This window comes from Streptomyces sp. NPDC058457 (assembly GCF_042720695.1).
GTDB lineage: Bacteria > Actinomycetota > Actinomycetes > Streptomycetales > Streptomycetaceae > Streptomyces.
The window spans coordinates 46447-65422 of the sequence record NZ_JBHXLU010000005.1 but is presented as its reverse complement, the minus strand read 5'-3'; the positions used below and the strand labels follow the sequence as shown (position 1 = coordinate 65422).

The window sequence follows — 18976 nt, the reverse complement described above, 5'->3', positions numbered from 1 at the left end:
TGGGTGCCGCCGTCCTGATGATCCTGTCGGACATAGTGTGTGAAATTGTGAAAGCTCGCACATTTATTCACCTGGCTGTTGTCCCCCAACAGAAGGTGGTCCCCCATGCCCGACCAGCACGTGCGCCTCGCCGGTAGCGAGCGGCCCCATCCCGCGAAGTCCGTGAGCATCGCGGAACCCGTCGATCCGAACGAGGAGATCGCGGTCACCGTCTCCCTGCGCGACGCGGGAAAGAACGACGACCCGGAGCAGCGCCGCGCGGACGCGGAGAAGGTGAAGGAGTCTCTCGGCCGGTACGGCCTCAGGGTGACGGACGAGCGTCTTGAGGTCGGCAGCATCGAGATGACGGGGAAGGCGAAGGATCTAAACCGCGCCTTCCGGACCGAGCTGAAGCTCTACCACGGCGAGCGGCAGGGCGTGTTCCGAGGGCGGGAGGGCGAGATCGAGATCCCCGCCGACCTCGACGGCATCGTCGCTGGTGTCTTCGGCCTGGACAAGCGGCGGGTGGCCCGGCGCAGGGTGTTTCCCGGACACGGTGACCACGGCTCGCTCACGCCGCAGGACCTGGAGGAGCAGTACCAGTTCCCCGAAGGCACCGGCCGGCACCAGAAGGTCATCATCCTCGAGTTCAACGGATGCTACTTCGACGCGGACACCGAGCTCTTCTGCCGGAACCACGGTCTGACTCCGCCGACCGTGAACATCGTGCCCGTCGGGTACACCCCGCCGCGCACCCTGGACGAGCTCAGGCAGCTCCCCAGGCAGGAGCGGGAGATGGCGTTCGAGGTGGCCGGCGAGGTCATGATGGACGTGCAGATCGTCGTCGGCCTGGCCCCCGAGGCGGACATCTCGGTCCTCTTCGCCGACTGGGACCAGAAGGGCTGGATCGACCTCCTCGACCAGGTCATCCTCGCCAACCCCGATGCGGTCTCGATCAGTTACGGTCTGGCCGAGGACGACCCCGACTGGTCACTGCTGGGCATTCACGAGATCAACAAGCGCCTCGCCGCGGCCGCGCACAAGGGCATCACCATCTGTGTCTCCTCGGGCGACGACGGTTCGGGCGACCAGGTGGGCGACGACCAGTGCCATGTGGACTTCCCGGCGTCCAGTCCGTATGTGCTCGGCGTGGGCGGCACCAAGATCGTCCGCGGTGACGTGGAGCAGTCCTGGTGGGTCTCGCCCGGCGACCGCAACGGGGGCGGCGGGGCGACCGGCGGCGGCGTCAGCGTCGTATGGGACCGGCCGGACTGGCAGACCGTCCGGGTCGACTCCCTCAACCCGGATGCCATCGACGGCCGGGTGGTCCCGGACGTCGCGGCGCTGGCGGGGCCGCCCTTCTACGACCTGGTCTTCGTGGGCCACCCCGCCCCCAACGGCGGCACCAGCGCCTCGGCACCGCTGTGGGCCGCTCTCATCGCCCGTGTCTACGAACTGCTGCCCCCCGCCAAGCAGCACCGGTTCCTCACCCCGCTGCTGTACGGCACCGGTACCAACGGCAAGCCGCTCGGCGTGCACGCCTGCCGGGACATCGACAAGGGCCACGACAACGCCTCGTTCCCCTTCCCTGGCCGGGGCTACAAGGTCCGGCCCGGGTACGACGCGGACACCGGCTTCGGCGTGCCCGTCGGAAACGAACTGCTCAAGGCGCTGAAGACGGTCTGAGACCGTCCGGATCAGCGGACATAGGCCGGGGAGACCGCCGAGACGCTGATGCGTCGCGGTTTCCCCGTGCCGTCCGCCGGGACCGAGTACAGGTCCGCGCCGTAGTCCCCCGGCAGCGCGTACACGATCGTGCGGGCGTCCTTCCAGACCGCCTGGTCGTCCACGCTCCGGGTCTCGGCCAGCGGCGTCTCGCGCATCGTCCTCAGGTCCAGGACGTACAGGCGCCAGGGGGCGTCCTTGGGGAGGCCCTTCACCCGTTTCTTGTACGCGATGCGGGTGCCGTCGGGGGAGAGGGAGGGGCATTCGACGTTGCTGTGGAGGGTGGTGACCGTGTGGGTGTGCAGGTCGCCCCGGACCAGGTACGTCGAGCCCTTCGTCGCCAGCGTCGCGTAGAACGTGCGGTCGTCCGGGGCGAACGTCACGCCCCAGAAGTTGACGTCCGCGGCCTGGTAGGGACGGCCGTCCCTGATGATCCGGAACGTCTCCAGGGACGGGATCAGGGTGCCAGTGCGGGTGTCGGCTATCGCCGTGCGGGTCGAGAAGTTCGTGCCCGCGTACGAGTCGCCGCCCACGAACGCCGTCCAGGCCGCGTAGTGGCCGGTGGGGGAGACCCGCGCCCGGGACGGGATGCCCGGGACGTCGTAGTGGGCCCTCGTGTGCAGGTTCGCGTCCAGGATCAGGGCACGGTAGGTGTCCGAGACCGGCCCGTGGACGGCCTGGAGGCAGACGCCGGTGCCCGCGGCGGCGTAGAAGCGGAGGCATTTCACGCCGGAGGCGGTGCGGGGGCCGGAGGGGGAGGAGGCGGGGACCGTGCTCAGTTCGTCCCGGTGCGGGCCCCACGCCATGTTGCGGAAGACCATGCGACCGGGGGTGGTCAGTGTGACCGTCCCCGCGCTGACCTTCGGGCCGCCCGCCCGGGTGTGGTCGCGGCGCTCCGCCCGGGCCGAGGCGTGCAGGACGGAGGCCAGGGCGACGGCCGCCAGGACCGCGAGCGCCGAGAGAAGGATCAGGAGGCGGGAGCGGACGGTCATGCGGTGGCCTTCCGGAAGGGGCGCAGGGTGAGGGCGTACACCGCGCACACCGCCAGGGCCACCGCCGACACGCTCAGCGCCGTACGGTCGCCCCACAGCGTCCACGCCGCCCCGAACCCCAGTGAGCAGGCGAAACGCGCCGCCGCCTGGCCCGTCTGGACCAGCGCCAGACCCGACGAGCGCAGCGTCTCGGGGACGCTGTCCGACGCGGCCGCCATCAGGACACCGTCGGTCGCCGCGTAGAACGTGCCGTGCAGGGCCAGCACCGCGTAGGGGAGGGCGGTGCCGTGCCAGGACGTCAGCAGCAGCGCGTATGCGAGCAACAGGGCTCCGTGGCCGGTCAGGAAGACCCGCCAGCGGCCCCAGCGGTCCGCGAGGCGGCCCAGGGGGACGGCGAGGAGCAGGAACGCGGCCGCCGTGCCGAGGGGGAGGAGGGCGAACCAGCGGTCCGGGACACCGAGCCGGCGTTGCAGCAGCAGGTAGACGAAGGAGTCGCTCACCGTCGCGAGGCCCAGGAGGAGGGCGCAGACGGTGAGGCGGCGCAGGTCGCGGTCGGCCAGGAGGGCGAGTGCCGCGCGCAGGGTGGGGCGCGCGATGGGAGAGGTGGTGGAAGCGGTGGTGGAAGCGGCTGTCCCGGCACGGCCGCCGCCCGGTACGAACAGGACCAGGACCAGCACGCCCAGCACCGCCACGCAGAAGCTCACCGTGAACACCGCGTCGTAGCCGTCCACCGTCGCCCGGAGGATGAGGAACGCGGCAAGGGGGCCGAGCAGGGCGCCCGCCGTGTCCATGGCGCGGTGCACACCGAAGGCGCGGCCCCGGGTCTCCGGGGTGCTGGAGAGCGAGATCAGGGCGTCCCGGGGAGCCGTGCGCAGGCCCTTGCCGGTGCGGTCCGCCGCCAGGATCAGGCCGATGGGCGTCAACGAATGCGCCACCAGCAGCAGGGGTTTGCAGAGTGCCGAGAGGGCGTAGCCCGCGCCGGCCACCCACTTGTGGCGGCCGCCGCCGCGGTCGGCCAGGTGGCCGCCGGCCAGGCGTACGACCGCCGAGAAGCCGTTGTAGACGCCGTCGAGGAGGCCGAAGCCCAGCGGGGACAGGCCCAGGCCCGCCACCAGGTACAGCGGGAGGACCGCCGTCACCATCTCGGAGGACACGTCCGTGACCAGGCTGACCGTGCCGAGGGCGAGGACGGTGGGCGCGATCGTGGAGCGGTACCGCCCGGCCGTCGCGGGCCGGGCGGTACCTTCCACGGACGCCGTCGCCGGAGTGCTCGCGCGGCTGTCCGCTACGTACACGTCAGGACGTCCAGATCCCGGTGATGTCGGACGCGGACGCCGCGTTGCCCGCGTGCGCGCTCAGGCCCTGGCCGTCCTCCAGGGTGCGCAGCAGGTCGTAGTGGTCGTACGTGGTGGCCGAGGTGGAGCCCGCGGTGACCGGCTGGCCGTAGAGGACCGTCGGGATGCGGTTGCCGGCCAGGCGGTTGTCCTCGTCCATGGTGACGACGAGCAGGCTGTTGTGGGTCTTCGCCCAGGTCGCGTACGCGCCCAGGTTGTTCTTCAGCCAGGTGTCACCGGTGGACACCGAGCAGTCGTGCATGTCGCTGCACAGGTTGGGGGTCACGAAGGACAGCTGGGGGAGGGTGGAGTAGTCGGTGGGGAACTGGGCGAACGTTTTTGCGGTCGACGTCGGCACGTTGCTGAAGCCGAACCACGGGTTGTGCTTGCGCGCGTAGTTTCCGCTGCTGCACGTGGTCGAGCCCTGGCTGGGCAGGGTCTCGTTGTAGCTGGCCCAGGTGCGTCCGGCGGCGAGCTGCTCGGAGGCCAGGTTCGCCGCCGAGGAGAAGCCCGCGGTGTAGCAGCTGTCGTCGGTGATGCCCTGCGTGGAGCCGGAGAACAGGGCGAAGTAGTTGGGCTGGCTCGGGTGGGTCTCGGCGTACATCTGGGTCAGGTTGGCGCCGCCGGACGCCAGCGAGTTGATGTACGGGGCGCTGGAGGAGCCGATGACCTGGCTGTAGGCGTGGTTCTCGAAGACCACGACGATCACGTGGTCCGGGGTCGGTACGGCACTCGCGGCGTGCGCGGACGTGCCGCCGAGCCCGGTCCACAGGCCGACTGCGGCCGCGGTGAAGGCGGTGGCGGACGCCACCGCCGTACGGGTGCGGCGCAGCATCGCAGAAGGTGCGGAACTGCCGGACACATCAACCTCCGGTGGTGGGGGAAGGGAGGGATCGGTGGCGGTGCGGACTGAGCATGCACACGCCAATAATCCCCGCTCCCACCGCGCTCGGCCAGACAGGTGAAGACCGGATGAACTACTGGACCCGGTGAACGGCCTCGTGGTGCCGGTATTGACCAGGATCCCGCCGCGCACTCGTCGGCGCTCGTGCCGGGGTCTGCGGTTAGGCTCGGGCGGAGACGACCTTGATCCGGAGGGAGGCCGCGGATGACGCCGGGGCGCAGGAGCAGCACCTTCACGCGACTGCTGCGGCACGGCTTCACCGACGCCTCCGCGGCCGAGCGGCTGCTGGACAGCGCCGAGCTGGCCGCCGTACGCGATGATCCGGTACTCCTCGAGGCGCTCGGCGCCACCGCCGACCCCGACCTCGCCCTGCACGGCCTGGTACGGCTCCTGGAGGCCCAGCCCGGCCCCACCGCCCGCCGGGAGCTGCTCGACACCCTGATAGCGGCCAAACCGCTGCGGGACCGCCTGCTGGGCGTCCTCGGCGCCTCCGCCGCCCTCGCCGACCACCTCGCCCGGCACCCGCGCGACTGGGAGGCCCTGGTCACCTACGAGCCCCGCGACCTGCATCCCGGCGTCGCGGAGTTCGAACGCGGGCTCGCCGGGGCCGCCGACCCGGTCTCCCTCCGTGTCGCCTACCGGCGCTGCCTGCTGTCCATCGCGGCCCGTGACGTGTGCGGGACGACGGACGTCGCCCAGACCGCCGCCGAACTCGCCGACCTGGCCACCGCCACCCTGCGCGCCGCCCTCGCCCTCGCCGAGGCCGCCGCGCCCGAGGACGCCGCCGCCTGCCGGCTCGCGGTCATCGCCATGGGCAAGTGCGGCGGCCACGAGCTGAACTATGTCTCCGACGTCGACGTGATCTTCGTCGGCGAGGCCGCCGACGGAGCTGACGAGGGCAAGGCGCTGCGGTCCGCCACCAAGCTCGCCTCGCACATGATGCGGATCTGCTCCGAGACGACGGTGGAGGGGTCGATCTGGCCCGTCGACGCCAACCTCCGTCCCGAGGGCCGCAACGGCCCCCTCGTCCGCACCCTCAGCAGCCACCTCGCCTACTACCAGCGCTGGGCCAAGACCTGGGAGTTCCAGGCCCTGCTCAAGGCCCGCCCGGTCGCCGGCGACCTCGACCTCGGGCAGGAGTACGTCGCCGCGCTCGAACCCCTGGTGTGGAAGGCCGCCGAGCGCGAGAACTTCGTCGCCGACGTGCAGAAGATGCGCCGGCGCGTGGTGGAGAACATCCCGGTCGCCGAGATCGACCGCGAGCTGAAGCTCGGCCCCGGGGGCCTCAGGGACGTCGAGTTCGCCGTGCAGCTCCTCCAGCTGGTGCACGGCCGCGCCGACCTCACCCTGCGCTCCGGCACCACCCTGGACGCGCTCCAGGCGCTCGCCGCCGGCGGCTACGTGGGCCGCGCCGACGCCGTCCAGCTCGACGACGCCTACCGCTTCCTGCGCTCCATGGAGCACCGCATCCAGCTCTACCGGCTGCGCCGCACCCACCTGGTCCCCGAGGACGAGGCCGACCTGCGCCGCCTCGGCCGCTCGCTGGGCCTGCGCGCCGACCCGGTGACCGAGCTGATCCGCGAGTGGAAGCAGCACACCGGCGTCGTACGGCGCCTGCACGAGAAGCTCTTCTACCGCCCGCTGCTCGACGCCGTCGCCCAACTCGCCCCCGGCGAAGCCCGGCTGAGCGCCGAGGCGGCCCGGGAACGCCTGGTGGCCCTCGGCTACGCCGACCCCGCCGCCGCCCTGCGCCACCTGGAGGCCCTCGCCTCCGGCGTCACCCGCAAGGCCGCCATCCAGCGCACCCTGCTGCCCGTCCTGCTGGGCTGGTTCGCCGACTCCGCCGACCCGGACGCGGGCCTGCTGAACTTCCGCAAGGTCTCCGACGCGCTGGGCAAGACCCCCTGGTACCTGAGGCTGTTGCGCGACGAGGGCGCCGCCGCCGAGAACCTCGCCCGCGTGCTGTCCGCCGGCCGCCTCGCCCCCGACCTGCTGATGCGCGCCCCGGAGGCCGTTGCCCTGCTCGGCGACGGCGACGGGGGCGGCCTGGAGCCGCGCGGCCGGGCCCAGCTGGAGCCGGAGATCCTCGCCGCCGTCGGCCGTGCCGACAACGCCGAGGACGGGGTACGGGCGGCACGCGGCGTGCGCCGCCGCGAGCTGTTCCGCACGGCCGCCGCAGACATCGTGGACTCCTACGGCACCGAGACCAAGCCCGTCGAGGCCGACCAGGGCGCCCTGGTCGACCGGGTCGGCGGCGCGGTCTCCGACCTGACGGCGGCGACGCTGGCGGGGACCCTGCGGGCGGTGGTCCGGGACGGCTGGGGGGACACCCTGCCCACCCGGTTCACCGTGATCGGCATGGGCCGGTTCGGGGGACACGAGCTGGGCTACGGCTCCGACGCCGACGTCCTGTTCGTGCACGAGCCGCGGGAGGGCGTGGCCGAACGGGAGGCCGCCGACGCGGCCAACAAGGTCGTCGCCGAGATGCGCCGGCTGCTCCAGATCCCCAGCGCCGACCCGCCGTTGCTCATCGACGCGGACCTGCGCCCCGAGGGCAAGTCCGGGCCGCTGGTACGCACGCTCAAGTCCTACGAGGCGTACTACCGCCGGTGGTCGCTGGTGTGGGAGTCGCAGGCCCTGCTGCGTGCCGAACCGGTCGCCGGGGACGAGGAGCTGGGACGCCGGTTCATCGAGCTGGTCGATCCGCTGCGGTATCCGGCGGAGGGGCTGGGCGAGGACGCGGTGCGCGAGATCCGGCGGCTGAAGGCCCGGATGGAGTCCGAGCGGCTGCCGCGCGGCGCCGACCCGAAGCTGCACACCAAGCTGGGGCCGGGCGGGCTGTCCGACGTCGAGTGGACCGTGCAGCTGCTGCAACTGCGGCACGGCTGGGCCGAGCCGGGACTGCGCACCACCCGGACCCGGGAGGCGCTGGCCGCGGCACAGGCGGCCGGGCTGCTGGGGACCGAGGAGGCCGCGATACTGGACGAGGCATGGGTGCTGGCCACGCGGGTGCGCAACGCCGTGATGCTGGTGCGCGGCCGGGCCGGCGACACGTTCCCCTCGGAGAGCCGGGAGCTGGCCGCGGTCGGGCGGTACCTGGGGTACGGGGACGGGCATGCCGGGGACATGCTCGACGCGTACCGGCGGACGGCGCGGCGGGCCCGGGCGGTCGTGGAGGAGCTCTTCTACGGGGCCTGACGGGGCTTGGCGGCTGCTCCGCAGGGGGCGGGAAGCCGAACGGTGACGAGGAGACCGCCGCCGGTGCGGGGCGCGAGATCGAGGGTGCCGTCGTGCGCCCGGACGACGCTGTGCACGATGGCCAGCCCGAGGCCGACGCCGGCGTGCTCGTCGGTGCGGACGCGTTCCGTTCCGCGCTGGAAGGGTTCGGTGAGGGCCGGCACCAGTTCCGGCGGGAGCGGACGGCCCGTGTTCTCGACCCGCAGCACGCTCGTGTCGTGCAGCCGTTCGGTGTGGACCGTCACGGTGCCGCCGGCGGGGAGGTTGTGGACGACGGCGTTCTGGACGAGGTTCGTCACCATCCGCAGGATCAGCGTCGTAGAGCCGACGGCATGGGCTGTCCCGCCGGTGACGTCGAGCGTGATCCGGCGCTTCTCGGCGACGGGAAGCAGCGTCTCGGCGGCTTCCTCGGCGACGAGGGAGAGGTCGACGGGCTCGCGGGTGAAGCTCCTGCCGTCGGCCCGGCTGAGCAGCAGAAGGGCCTCGGTCAGGTCGATCGCCCGCGTGTTGACGGTGCGCAGGCGTTCGATGAGTTCGCCCTGGTCCCGCGTGGGGTCGTTGCGGGCGGCGTCGAGGAGTGTCCGGGAGACGGCCAGCGGGGTGCGCAGCTCGTGGGAGGCGTTCGCGGCGAACCGTTGCTGTTCGGCGACGTGGGATTCGAGCCGTTCGAGCATGGTGTCGAACACGTCGGCGAGTTCACGGAACTCGTCTCTGGGGCCTCTCATGCGGATCCGGTGGGAGAGCGATCCGTTCGAGGCCATCCGGGCCGCGGACGCGATCCGGGTGAGGGGTGCGAGCATCCGGCCGGCGAGGATCCAGCCGCCCAGCAGGCCGAAGACGAGGAGGAAGGCCAGTGCCGTGGCCGCGGCGGGGGCGAAGCCGTTCAGCAGGTCGGAGCGCTTGGGCCCGATGATGATCACGGCGCCGAACCTCCTCTGGATGGATCTGGCGTCGTCGTTCGGCAGCCAGCGCAGCACGAACACCCACATCACGGCCAGCAGGAGAACGCCTGCGACGAGGAGGAATGCGGCGTAGCTGAGGGTGAGCTTCAGCCGGGCGCTGAGGTTCGGGCGTCTGTTCACGGTGTCCCCAGCGTAGGCAGCACACGATAGGGCCGGCATGTGACTCAGCCCGTCGACGGGAGCGCGCGGCGCGGCCGGTCCGACGGGGCCTGTGCCGTCGTACGCCACCAGGGGCGCGACGCCAGCCCGGCCAGCAGGGCGCCGGTGGCGTTGACCAGGACGTCGTCCACCGAGGACACCCGGTCGAGGCGCAGGACGTACTGTGCGGTCTCCACCAGGACCGAGCAGCTTGTCCCGAGTGCCAGGATCCGCGGCGTGGACGCCAGCGCCGCGAACCGCATCGGGGCGAAGAACCCCAGCGACGCGAAGACCAGCAGGTTGCCGACGATCCCGAGCGCCCCCATCGTGACCAGGTCCCGCAGCGGCACGAGGCTCACCCGGGCGGGGGCGGAGCCGGCTGCCCCGCCCGGCATCATGGTCAGCCACACGAACGGCACCGTCCCGTGCACCATGCCCACCTCGGCCAGCGACGTCCGCCACGCCGACGTGACACCGGCGGCACGCCGACGGTGCGCCAGCGCCCATGCCACCAGCGCGGCCAGGGGCAGCGTCACCAGCGTCATGAGCACCACGCCGTTGAACGTGTCGAAGCAGCCGTGCCACTGCCCGGCCATGCACCTCGGGGCGGACATCATGAGCGGCCGCCGTACGACGAACAGGGCGCCCGCCGTGCCGAGGAGCGCCAGGCCGGGGAGCACGATCCGGCGCGCGCGGCGGGGAGGTGCTGTCAGGGTTGCGTCGTGGTTCACGCCCTCCATGGGACGCGGAGGGCCGTTGCGGCGGTGTACGCGTTTTTCGATACGCCCGCGATACACGGAGTCTGCCGGAGCAGGGGGTCAGTGCTGGAGCAGGGTCCGGGCGTGGTTCATGAGGCCCGCCAGGCCCACCTCGAACGCGCGGTCCGCCCTGCCGTCCCCCACCGCCGCCAGGGCCTCGGCCAGGTGCGGGGTCGGGGTCCGGTCCGTCAGTTCCCACATCGTCTCCGGGGCCGCCAGGTCCAGCGCCGAGCCGAGCACCAGGTTCTCCAGGGCGATCAGCAGGGGCATCACGTCCGCCGGGGCGAAGCCCGCCGTCAGCAGCACCGTGACCGCGCGCTCGTACTGCTCCAGGACCCGGGGCGCCCGCACCGGTGAGGTCATCAGGAGCGGGATCGCCCTCGGGTGGGCGGCGAACGCGGCCCGGTAGGAGCGGGCCCAGGACTCCACGGCGGTGTCCCAGGGGGCCAGGCCCAGGGTCGCGGGGTCGATCGCGGCCGCGACCCGTTCGCGCAGCAGCTCGATGATGCCGTCCCGGCCGTCCACATGGTGATACAGCGAACCGGCCTGGGTGCCGAGCCGCTTCGCGATCTGCGGGACGCTGAAGTCGCCCTGCTCGTCCACGAGTTGCAGCGCGGTCGTGGTGATCCGCTCCCGGTCGAGGAGCGGGGTGCGCGGCCGTCCCATGCGTGTGTTCTCCCCCGGAGGTGTGAAACGGGTCTTCCCGGATGTCCAGGAGGAGGCTACATTGCCAAAACCGAAAGGCTTTAGATTTACGGGTCCGGGGCAGCTCCTGCCCTGGTAGCGCCGGTCATCCCGCACGCCCGGAACCCTCCCGTCCGTCGCGCTCGAAGGGCTCCCTCCCCATGTCCGTCACCGCTCGCGAGGAGAGCACGCCACCCGCCGTGGCCACGCTCCGCTCCGGCTCGCTCGGCACCGCCGACATCGCCTTCTTCGTCATCTCCGCCGCCGCCCCGCTCACCGTGATGGCCGGCGTCGCCCCCCTTGCAGTCCTGCTCGGCGGCATCGGCGCCCCCGCCGGTTACCTCATCGCCGGCATCACCCTCGCCGTCTTCGCCGTCGGCTTCACCACCATGAGCCGGCACGTCCGGAGCGGCGGCGCCTTCTACGCGTACATCACCCGCGGCCTCGGCCGTCCCGTCGGCATCGGCGCGGCGCTGCTCGCCCTCATCGGCTACAACGGCATGGAGATCGGCGTCTACGGCCTGCTCGGCAGCGCCGGCCGGGACACCGCCAAGGCCCTCTTCGGCGCCGACGTCCCCTGGCTGCCGATCGCCCTCGCCGGTCTCGTCCTCATCGGCTACGGCGGCTACCGCTCCATCGAGTTCGGCGCCAAGCTGCTCGGCGTGCTGCTGGTCGCCGAGACCGGCATCCTCGTGCTGCTCGCCGGCGGAGTGCTGGTGAAGGGCGGCGCGCACGGCCTTTCCGGCGCGTCCTTCGCCCCGCACCACGTGTTCGTCTCCGGTACGGCCGTCGTCCTGGCCTTCGCCTTCGCCGCCTTCACCGGCTTCGAGTCGACCGTCATCTACCGCCGCGAGGCCCGCGACCCCGACCGCACGGTCCCGCGCGCCACCTACGTGGCCGTCGCGTTCCTCGGCCTCTTCTACGCCTTCATGGTGTGGATCATCATCCAGGCCTTCGGCAACCAGGACGTCATCGCGGCCGCCGCCAAGGACCCCGGCGGGCTCTTCTTCACCGCCATCACCACCTACGTGGGCGGCTGGGCGGCCGACCTGATGCACATCTTCATCGTGACCAGCATCATCGCCTCGCTCCTCGCCTTCCACAACGCGATCAACCGCTACGCCCTCGCCCTCGCCGAGGAGGGTGTGCTGCCCAGGTCCCTTGGCACGATCCACCCGCGCCACCGCTCCCCGTACCTGGCCGGTCTCGCGCAGACCGTCCTCGGCCTGGCGGTCGTGCTCGCCTTCTGGGCCGCGGGCGCGGACCCGTACAACCAGCTGCTGCTGTGGGTCAACACCCCGGGAATGATCGGCCTGTTCGCGCTCCAGCTGCTCGCCGCGATCGCGGTGCCCTGCTACTTCCGGCGGGTACGGCACGAGGAGGGAACCCTGCGCACCGTGGTCGCCCCGACCGTCGCCGCCGTCCTGCTCGCCACCGCGATAGGGCTCGTCATCACCCACATCGACCTGTTCACCGGGGCGTCCAGCACGGTGAACACCCTGCTGATCGTCATCGCCCCGGCCGTCTTCGTCGCGGGCCTGGGCCTTGCGTGGTGGCTGCGCCGCGAACGGCCCGCGGTGTACGCGGACTTCGCGTCCGAGCCAGCCGAATAGCCATACCGAACAAGGGAGTTCACCGCATCATGACCGCCAGCACCGACCTGATCCTGACCGGCGCCGAGGTCCGCACCCTCGACCCCGCCCGGCCGTACGCCACCGCCGTCGCCGTGCGCGACGGGGTGATCGCCGCCGTCGGCGACGAGCGGGACGTACGCGACTGGCGGGGGCCCGGCACCGAGGTCGTGGCGCTGGACGGCGCGCACCTGGTGCCCGGCCTGGTGGACGCGCACAGCCACCCGGTGTGGGGCCTGGACATGGCGACCGGGACCGACCTGTCGGGCGTCCGCGACCTGGCGGGCCTGCGGGCCGCGCTGACCGGGGCCGACCGGACCGAGGGCTGGGTGATCGGGTTCGGCCTCGACCACAACGCGTTCGAGGGCCGGCCCGTCGACCGCGCGCTCGTCGAGGACGTACTCGGCGGCGCGCCCGCCTTCCTCCGGCTCTACGACGGCCACTCCGCCCTCGCCGACGGCGCGGCGCTGGCCGCGGCCGGAGTCACCGGGCCACGGGAGTTCTCCCAGCGGGCGCAGGTCGTCTGCGATGCCGAGGGCCGCCCCACCGGGCACCTCGTGGAGCACGCGGCGATGCAACTGGTCGAGCGGGCGATGCCACGCCCCTCGTACGCGGCCCGCCGGGCCCGGCTGGTCGAACTGCTCGCCGCGATGGCGGCCACCGGGCTTACCGGGGCGCACGTCATGGACGCGGGGGACGCGGAGCTGGTCGGGGCGGTGGCCGAGGAGACCGTGCTGCCGCTGCGGCTGCGCTTCGCGCCCTGGTGCATGCCGGGCGTGACCGAGGCCGGTCTGCGGGAGCTGGTCGCGGCGCAGGGGCGGGGCGGGCGGCACTGGGTGGTCGACGGGGTCAAGTTCTTCATGGACGGGACCGTGGAGGGCGGCACCGCCTGGCTGGAGCACGCGGACTGCCACGGGCAGGGCACGGAGGCGTTCTGGCCGGACCCCGAGGCGTACACGGTCGCCGTACGGCAGCTGCACGCGGCCGGGGTGCGCACGGCCACGCACGCGATCGGGGACGCCGCGGTACGGCACGTCCTGGACGTGGTGGCGGGGCTGGGGCCCGGCGCGGCCGGCCGGCACCGCGTCGAGCACATCGAGACGGCACCGGACGCGCTGCTGCCTCGGTTCGCGGAGCTGGGGGTGGCCGCGTCGATGCAGCCGCCGCACACGGGGTACACGCGGGCCGACGGCACGGACGAGTGGTCGCGCCGCCTGGGCGCCGACCGCGCCGGACACGCCTGGCGGCTGCGGGACCTGCGCGACGCGGGGGCGACGGTAGCCCTCGGCTCGGACTGGCCGATCGCCCACTACGACGTACGGTCCGTCCTCGCGACGGCCCGCGCACCGCGCGGCGCCGCGTCGACGGGCCCGGGCCTGACCGCCCTGGAGGCCCTGGAGGGCTGCACGAGCCATGCGGCGCGGGCGGCGGGCGAGGCGGCCGTCGCAGGCCGCATCGCGGTGGGCTACCGCGCCGATCTGACGGCGTTCGCCCTGGACCCCGTCGAGTCCCCGGCGGACGAACTGGCAGAGGCACCGGTACGGCTGACGGTGACCGGGGGGTACGTGGTGCACCGGGGAAAGTGAGGCGTCGGCGGGCCGAGGCCGGTTCGGCACCGCCGGGTCCCACCGCCGTGGCTGAGCGCCGTGGCGGCGGTTGAAGGGGGCCGGCAGTTGAAGGGGGCCGGCAGATGATCTGGGCCGGCAGATGATCTGGGCCGACAGACGATCTCGGCGGACAGACGATCTCGGCCGACAGATGTGGTGAGCCCCGTCGTTCTTGAACCGGCGGTTCAGACCAGCCGTCGGCCCTCCTTCCCCCGCCGCGACGGCGCTCAGCCACCGCGGCGGTGGTCGGCGGTGCCGAACCGGCCGTCGTTCCGGACCGAAGCCCGCCCCAGCCGGCCGCAGGCTCCGCCTCAGTCGGTCGCAGGCCCCCGCCTCAGCCGGTCGCAGGGCTCCGCAGCAGAGTCGCCCCCGTCGGCTGCCGGGGCAGGGCGTACGGCAGGGCCCCGTACCACAGGCGGGCCACCGCGAAGCCGAAGGCCAGGCACAGGGCTCCGCCCACCGCGTCCAGCCAGAAGTGGTTGGCCGTGGCGACGATGACGAGGAGGGTGGCCGTGGGGTAGAGGAGGCCGAGGAGCCGGACCCAGGGCACCGAGGCCAGGGCGAAGACCGTCAGGCCGCACCACAGGGACCAGCCGATGTGCATGGAGGGCATCGCGGCGTACTGGTTGGACATGTGTTTGAGGTCGCCGGAGGCCATCGAGCCCCAGGTGTGGTGGACCGTCACCGTGTCGACGAAGTCGCCGCCGTTCATCAGGCGGGGCGGGGCGAGCGGGAACAGGTAGTAGCCGACAAGGGCCACCCCCGTGGTCGCGAAGAGGGCGAGGCGGGCCGCGGCGTAGCGGCCGGGATGGCTGCGGTAGAGCCACACCAGCACCCCCAGCGTCACCACGAAGTGCAGCGTCGCGTAGTAGTAGTTCATGCCGACGATCAGCCAAGCCACCGAGTTCACGGCGTGGTTGACCGACTCCTCGACGGCGATCCCCAGATGGTGCTCGGCCCGCCAGATCCAGTCGGCGTTGCGCAGCGCCTGCGTCTTCTGCTCCGGGACCGCGTTGCGGATCAGCGAGTAGGTCCAGTAACTCACCGCGATCAGCAGGATCTCGAACCAGAGCCGGGGCCGGCGCGGCGTGCGCAGCCGGTGCAGGAACCGCTGGTCGCCCTCGCCCGTGACGGTCCGCGGAAGGGTCTGTTGTGCGCGACCTTCCGGCTCTGTCACGGTCGAGTCACTCATAGGCACAGAGTCTGCCAGAAAAGACGTCTACGGCAGATCATCCCAAGGTCGGGTTCACCGTGCATGTTCTACGGCGGGGCGACTACTTCCCAGGTACTGCCGCCGTGGAACCGCGTACCACCAACTCCGGCATGAAAACGAACTCGCTGTGCGGGGCCGGGGTGCCGCCGATCTCCTCCAGCAGGGTGCGCACCGCGGCCTGGCCCATCGCCGGGACCGGCTTGCGGATGGTGGTGAGCGGCGGGTCGGTGAAGGCGATGAGCGGGGAGTCGTCGAAGCCGACCACCGAGACGTCCCGGGGAACGTCCAGGCCACGCTGGCGTACGGCCCGTATGGCGCCGAGGGCCATCATGTCGCTGGCGCACACGATCGCCGTGCAGCCGCGGTCGATCAGCGCCGTGGTGGCCGCCTGGCCGCCCTCCAGGGTGTAGAGGGAGTGCTGCACGAGCTGCGTCTCGATCGTCTCCGCGCCGAGGCCCAACTGGTCCTGCATCGCCCGCACGAACCCCTCGATCTTGCGCTGCACGGGGACGAAGCGCTTCGGGCCGAGGGCGAGCCCGATCCGGGTGTGGCCCAGGGAGACGAGGTGGGTGACGGCCAGCGTCATCGCGGCCCGGTCGTCGGGGGAGATGAACGGCGCCTGCACCTTCGGCGAGAAGCCGTCCACGAGGACGTACGGCACGCCCTGCGCCCGCAGCCGCTCGTAGCGCTGCATGTCGGCCGTGGTGTCCGCGTGCAGCCCGGAGACGTAGATGATCCCGGCGACCCCGCGGTCCACCAGCATCTCGGTCAGCTCGTCCTCCGTGGACCCGCCGGGGGTCTGGGTGGCGAGCACCGGGGTGTAGCCCTGCCGGGTCAGCGCCTGCCCGATGACCTGCGCCAGGGCCGGGAATATCGGGTTCTCCAGCTCGGGCGTGATCAGGCCCACCAGGCCCTCGCTGCGCTGCCGCAGCCGTACCGGACGCTCGTAGCCGAGGACGTCCAGGGCGGCGAGCACGGACTGGCGGGTGGTGGCGGCGACGCCCGGCTTCCCGTTCAGAACCCGGCTCACCGTCGCCTCGCTCACCCCCGCCTGCGCTGCGATGTCGGCAAGCCGTGTGGTCACGGCACTGGACTGTACCGGCCGTATCGTCATCGCGGTCCCTCTGTTCTGATCGGCGCTCCTGGTCCCGCAAGAGGATGATTCCCGTGCCGGAGACGGATGGCAAGAGCTTGCAGAGTCTTGCACAACCGGGACATGCCCCGCTCAGCCCTGTGCAACAAGGGTCTCGGGGCGATCGACGGGGAGTCACGGCAGCATAACGTCCGCAGTCTCTTGCACTTTTTTTCTGCAAGGTCTTTCGCGTCGCTTACATCGCTGTTACGTTCCCTGACGCCCGGCCACGGCAACGGCGCGTCGGCAGCACCAAACGGGCTTTCACCCTCAAGGAGAACTCATGCGGCGTGGCATAGCGGCCTCCGCACTGGTGGCGTCCCTCGCCCTCACGGCGACGGCGTGCGGCGGGAGCGGCAGCGACAGCAAGTCGGACGGCCCGGTCACCATCACCTGGTGGGACACCTCCAACGCCACCAATGAGGCACCGACGTACAAGGCCCTGGTCAAGGAGTTCGAGGCCGCGAACAAGGGCATCAAGGTCAACTACGTCGACGTCCAGTTCGACCAGGCGCAGAACAAGTTCGACACGGCCGCCCAGTCCGGCAAGGGCGCCCCCGACGTGCTGCGCTCGGAGGTCGGCTGGACCCCCGCCTTCGCCAAGGCCGGCTACTTCGTGCCGCTGGACGGCACCGCCGCCCTCGCCGACAAGGACAAGTTCCAGTCCAGCCTGATCACCCAGGCCCAGTACGAGGGCAAGACCTACGGCGTCCCGCTGGTCACCGACACCCTCGCCCTCGTATACAACAAGGCGCTCTTCAAGAAGGCCGGCATCACCGCGGCTCCCACCAGCTGGGACGAGGTGAAGGCCGACGCCGCCAAGATCCAGGACAAGGCCAGGACCACCGGCTACTGGGGCCCCGAGGCCGCGTACTACACCCAGCCCTTCCTCTACGGCGAGGGCACCGACATGGTCGACGCCTCCGCCAAGAAGATCACCATCACCTCGGCGGCGGCCAAGAAGGGCTACCAGACCTGGCTGGACCTCTACTCCGGCAAGGGCCTGCACAAGGCGGACGTCACCGCCGACGCCTACGCCCACCGCCAGGACGCCTTCGTCAACGGCAAGGTCGCCATGACCATCGAGGGCCCCTGGGAGATCACCAACTTCTACAAGGGCTCCGCGTTCAGCGACAAGTCCAACCTCGGCATCGCCACCGTCCCGGCCGGCTCCACCGGCAAGGCGGGCGCCCCGACCGGCGGCCACAACCTCTCCGTCTACGCGGGCTCGGACAAGGCCCACCAGGCCGCGGCCGAGAAGTTCGTCGCCTTCATGACCTCCGCGAAGACCCAGACGGAGATCGCCCTGAAGAACTCCACCCTGCCGACCCGCTCCGACGCCTACACCGCCGAGGTCAAGGCCGACCCGGGCATCGCCGGCTACCAGGCCGTCCTCTCCTCCGCCCAGCCGCGCCCGGCGCTCGCCGAGTACTCCTCCCTGTGGGGTCCGGTCGGCACCGAGCTGACCAAGATCGCCGGCGGCAAGGAGTCCCTGGACAAGGGCCTGAGCACCGCCGAACTCGGGATCGAGAAGCTCGTCCCCGACTTCAGCAAGTAAGCCGCCGACGGCCGTCGGATCTCCCCCCTTGGGACACGGGGGAGGGGTCCGGCGGCCACCGGCCTGTGCCCAGCCCGATCCCGGAAGACCAGAAGGTGTCGAACCATGACAGTCGCCATCGACCGCGCGACCGGCAAACGCCACGGTGACCGCGCGCCCCGCCCCGGGCTGGGCCAGCGGCTGAAGAACGGCTACCAGAAGTACTGGTACGCCTACGCGATGGTCGCCCCCGTGGCGGTCGTCCTCGGGGCGCTCGTCGTCTACCCGTTGGTGTACGGCTTCTACCTGACGCTGACGGACGCCAACAGCCTCAACACCGCCCGCACCATCGGCGTCAACCACATCGACGCCACCTACAAGTTCATCGGCCTGGACAACTACAAGGACATCCTGTTCGGACCGACGTCCTACGACCGCTTCTGGTCCCACTTCCTCTGGACGATCGTCTGGACCGCGCTCTGCGTCACCCTGCACTACACGATCGGCCTCGGCCTCGCCCTTCTCCTCAACGAGAAGTTCCGCGGCCGCACCTTCTACCGCATGGTCCTCGTCCTGCCCTGGGCCGTGCCCACCTTCGTCACTGTCTTCGGCTGGCGGTTCATGCTCGCCGACGGCGGCATCATCAACAGCACCCTGCACTTCCTCCATCTGCCGCAACCCGCCTGGCTGGAGGACACCTTCTGGCAGCGGGCCGCGGCCATCCTCGTCAACACCTGGTGCGGTGTGCCGTTCATGATGCTCTCGCTTCTCGGCGGCCTCCAGGCCATCGACGGCACGCTGTACGAGGCCGCCGAGATGGACGGCGCGAGCGCCTGGCAGCGCTTCCGGTACGTCACCCTGCCGGGGCTCAGGTCCGTCAGCTCCACCGTCGTACTCCTCGGCATCATCTGGACGTTCAACCAGTTCGCCGTCATCTTCCTGCTCTTCGGCGACACCGCCCCCGACGCGCAGATCCTGGTCACCTGGGCCTACTACCTCGGCTTCGGACAGCAGCCGCGTGACTTCGCCCAGTCCGCCGCCTACGGCATGCTGCTGCTGGCCATCCTGATCGTCTTCACCTCCTTCTACCGCCGCTGGCTCAACCGCAACGACCAGCAGCTCGCGATCTGAGACAGGAGTTCC

General features: G+C 71.6%; 14 protein-coding genes. 6 read left to right on the top strand and 8 right to left on the bottom strand.

Going from position 1 to position 18976, the window contains the following annotated elements; translation table 11 throughout:
• Positions 1-105 precede the first annotated feature (105 nt).
• Positions 106-1665 carry a protease pro-enzyme activation domain-containing protein gene (locus tag ACFWPS_RS06250; protein WP_383701605.1) on the top strand — a complete coding sequence of 520 codons (1560 nt, stop codon included), beginning with the start codon at positions 106-108 and terminating at the stop codon, positions 1663-1665.
• 11 nt (positions 1666-1676) lie between these two features.
• On the opposite strand, the gene ACFWPS_RS06245 is transcribed toward ACFWPS_RS06250, so the two are convergent.
• From ACFWPS_RS06245 to ACFWPS_RS06235, 3 genes are read right to left on the bottom strand one after another with little or no spacing between them, the layout of a single operon-like run.
• Positions 1677-2696, bottom strand: coding sequence for a TolB family protein (locus ACFWPS_RS06245; protein WP_383701603.1), 1020 nt, complete (start codon positions 2694-2696; stop codon positions 1677-1679).
• Complete coding sequence (locus ACFWPS_RS06240) at positions 2693-3991, bottom strand: MFS transporter (protein ID WP_383701601.1); 1299 nt, start codon at positions 3989-3991, stop codon at positions 2693-2695. Before ACFWPS_RS06240 ends, ACFWPS_RS06245 begins: the two co-directional genes overlap by 4 nt.
• A gap of 1 nt (position 3992) precedes the next feature.
• Positions 3993-4865, bottom strand: coding sequence for an alkaline phosphatase family protein (locus ACFWPS_RS06235; RefSeq protein WP_383701599.1), 873 nt, complete (start codon positions 4863-4865; stop codon positions 3993-3995).
• Between the two features lie 273 nt (positions 4866-5138).
• On the opposite strand from ACFWPS_RS06235, the gene ACFWPS_RS06230 reads away from it, so the two are divergent.
• A complete protein-coding gene (locus ACFWPS_RS06230) occupies positions 5139-8132 on the top strand; it encodes a bifunctional [glutamine synthetase] adenylyltransferase/[glutamine synthetase]-adenylyl-L-tyrosine phosphorylase (protein WP_383701597.1) in 2994 nt (997 codons plus the stop codon).
• Here ACFWPS_RS06230 and ACFWPS_RS06225 read toward each other — a convergent pair.
• From ACFWPS_RS06225 to ACFWPS_RS06215, 3 genes are all read right to left on the bottom strand, one after another.
• Positions 8120-9253 carry a sensor histidine kinase gene (locus ACFWPS_RS06225; RefSeq protein ID WP_383701595.1) on the bottom strand — a complete coding sequence of 378 codons (1134 nt, stop codon included), beginning with the start codon at positions 9251-9253 and terminating at the stop codon, positions 8120-8122. The genes ACFWPS_RS06230 and ACFWPS_RS06225 overlap by 13 nt on opposite strands.
• A gap of 44 nt (positions 9254-9297) precedes the next feature.
• Positions 9298-10002: a VanZ family protein gene (locus ACFWPS_RS06220; protein WP_383701593.1), complete on the bottom strand. Its 705-nt coding sequence runs from the start codon at positions 10000-10002 to the stop codon at positions 9298-9300.
• Between the two features lie 87 nt (positions 10003-10089).
• Positions 10090-10695 (bottom strand): TetR/AcrR family transcriptional regulator, encoded by a 606-nt coding sequence (locus ACFWPS_RS06215; protein WP_383701591.1) that lies wholly within the window; start codon positions 10693-10695, stop codon positions 10090-10092.
• A 179-nt stretch (positions 10696-10874) separates the two neighbouring features.
• On the opposite strand from ACFWPS_RS06215, the gene ACFWPS_RS06210 reads away from it, so the two are divergent.
• Together ACFWPS_RS06210 and ACFWPS_RS06205 are read left to right on the top strand one after the other, a co-directional pair.
• Positions 10875-12326 carry an APC family permease gene (locus tag ACFWPS_RS06210; RefSeq protein WP_383701589.1) on the top strand — a complete coding sequence of 484 codons (1452 nt, stop codon included), beginning with the start codon at positions 10875-10877 and terminating at the stop codon, positions 12324-12326.
• Positions 12327-12355: 29 nt separating this feature from the next.
• On the top strand, positions 12356-13930 hold the full coding sequence (locus ACFWPS_RS06205; protein ID WP_383701587.1) for an amidohydrolase: 1575 nt from the start codon (positions 12356-12358) through the stop codon (positions 13928-13930).
• Between the two features lie 355 nt (positions 13931-14285).
• Here the strand turns inward: ACFWPS_RS06205 and ACFWPS_RS06200 are convergent, their stop codons facing one another.
• Together ACFWPS_RS06200 and ACFWPS_RS06195 are read right to left on the bottom strand one after the other, a co-directional pair.
• A complete protein-coding gene (locus ACFWPS_RS06200) occupies positions 14286-15143 on the bottom strand; it encodes a phosphatase PAP2 family protein (RefSeq protein WP_383701585.1) in 858 nt (285 codons plus the stop codon).
• Between the two features lie 82 nt (positions 15144-15225).
• Positions 15226-16248 (bottom strand): LacI family DNA-binding transcriptional regulator, encoded by a 1023-nt coding sequence (locus ACFWPS_RS06195; protein ID WP_383701583.1) that lies wholly within the window; start codon positions 16246-16248, stop codon positions 15226-15228.
• A 331-nt stretch (positions 16249-16579) separates the two neighbouring features.
• Here ACFWPS_RS06195 and ACFWPS_RS06190 point away from each other — a divergent pair, with 331 nt between their 5' ends.
• Both ACFWPS_RS06190 and ACFWPS_RS06185 read left to right on the top strand, forming a co-directional pair.
• On the top strand, positions 16580-17854 hold the full coding sequence (locus ACFWPS_RS06190; RefSeq protein ID WP_383701581.1) for an extracellular solute-binding protein: 1275 nt from the start codon (positions 16580-16582) through the stop codon (positions 17852-17854).
• Between the two features lie 105 nt (positions 17855-17959).
• Positions 17960-18964 carry a carbohydrate ABC transporter permease gene (locus ACFWPS_RS06185; RefSeq protein WP_383701579.1) on the top strand — a complete coding sequence of 335 codons (1005 nt, stop codon included), beginning with the start codon at positions 17960-17962 and terminating at the stop codon, positions 18962-18964.
• Positions 18965-18976 lie beyond the last annotated feature (12 nt).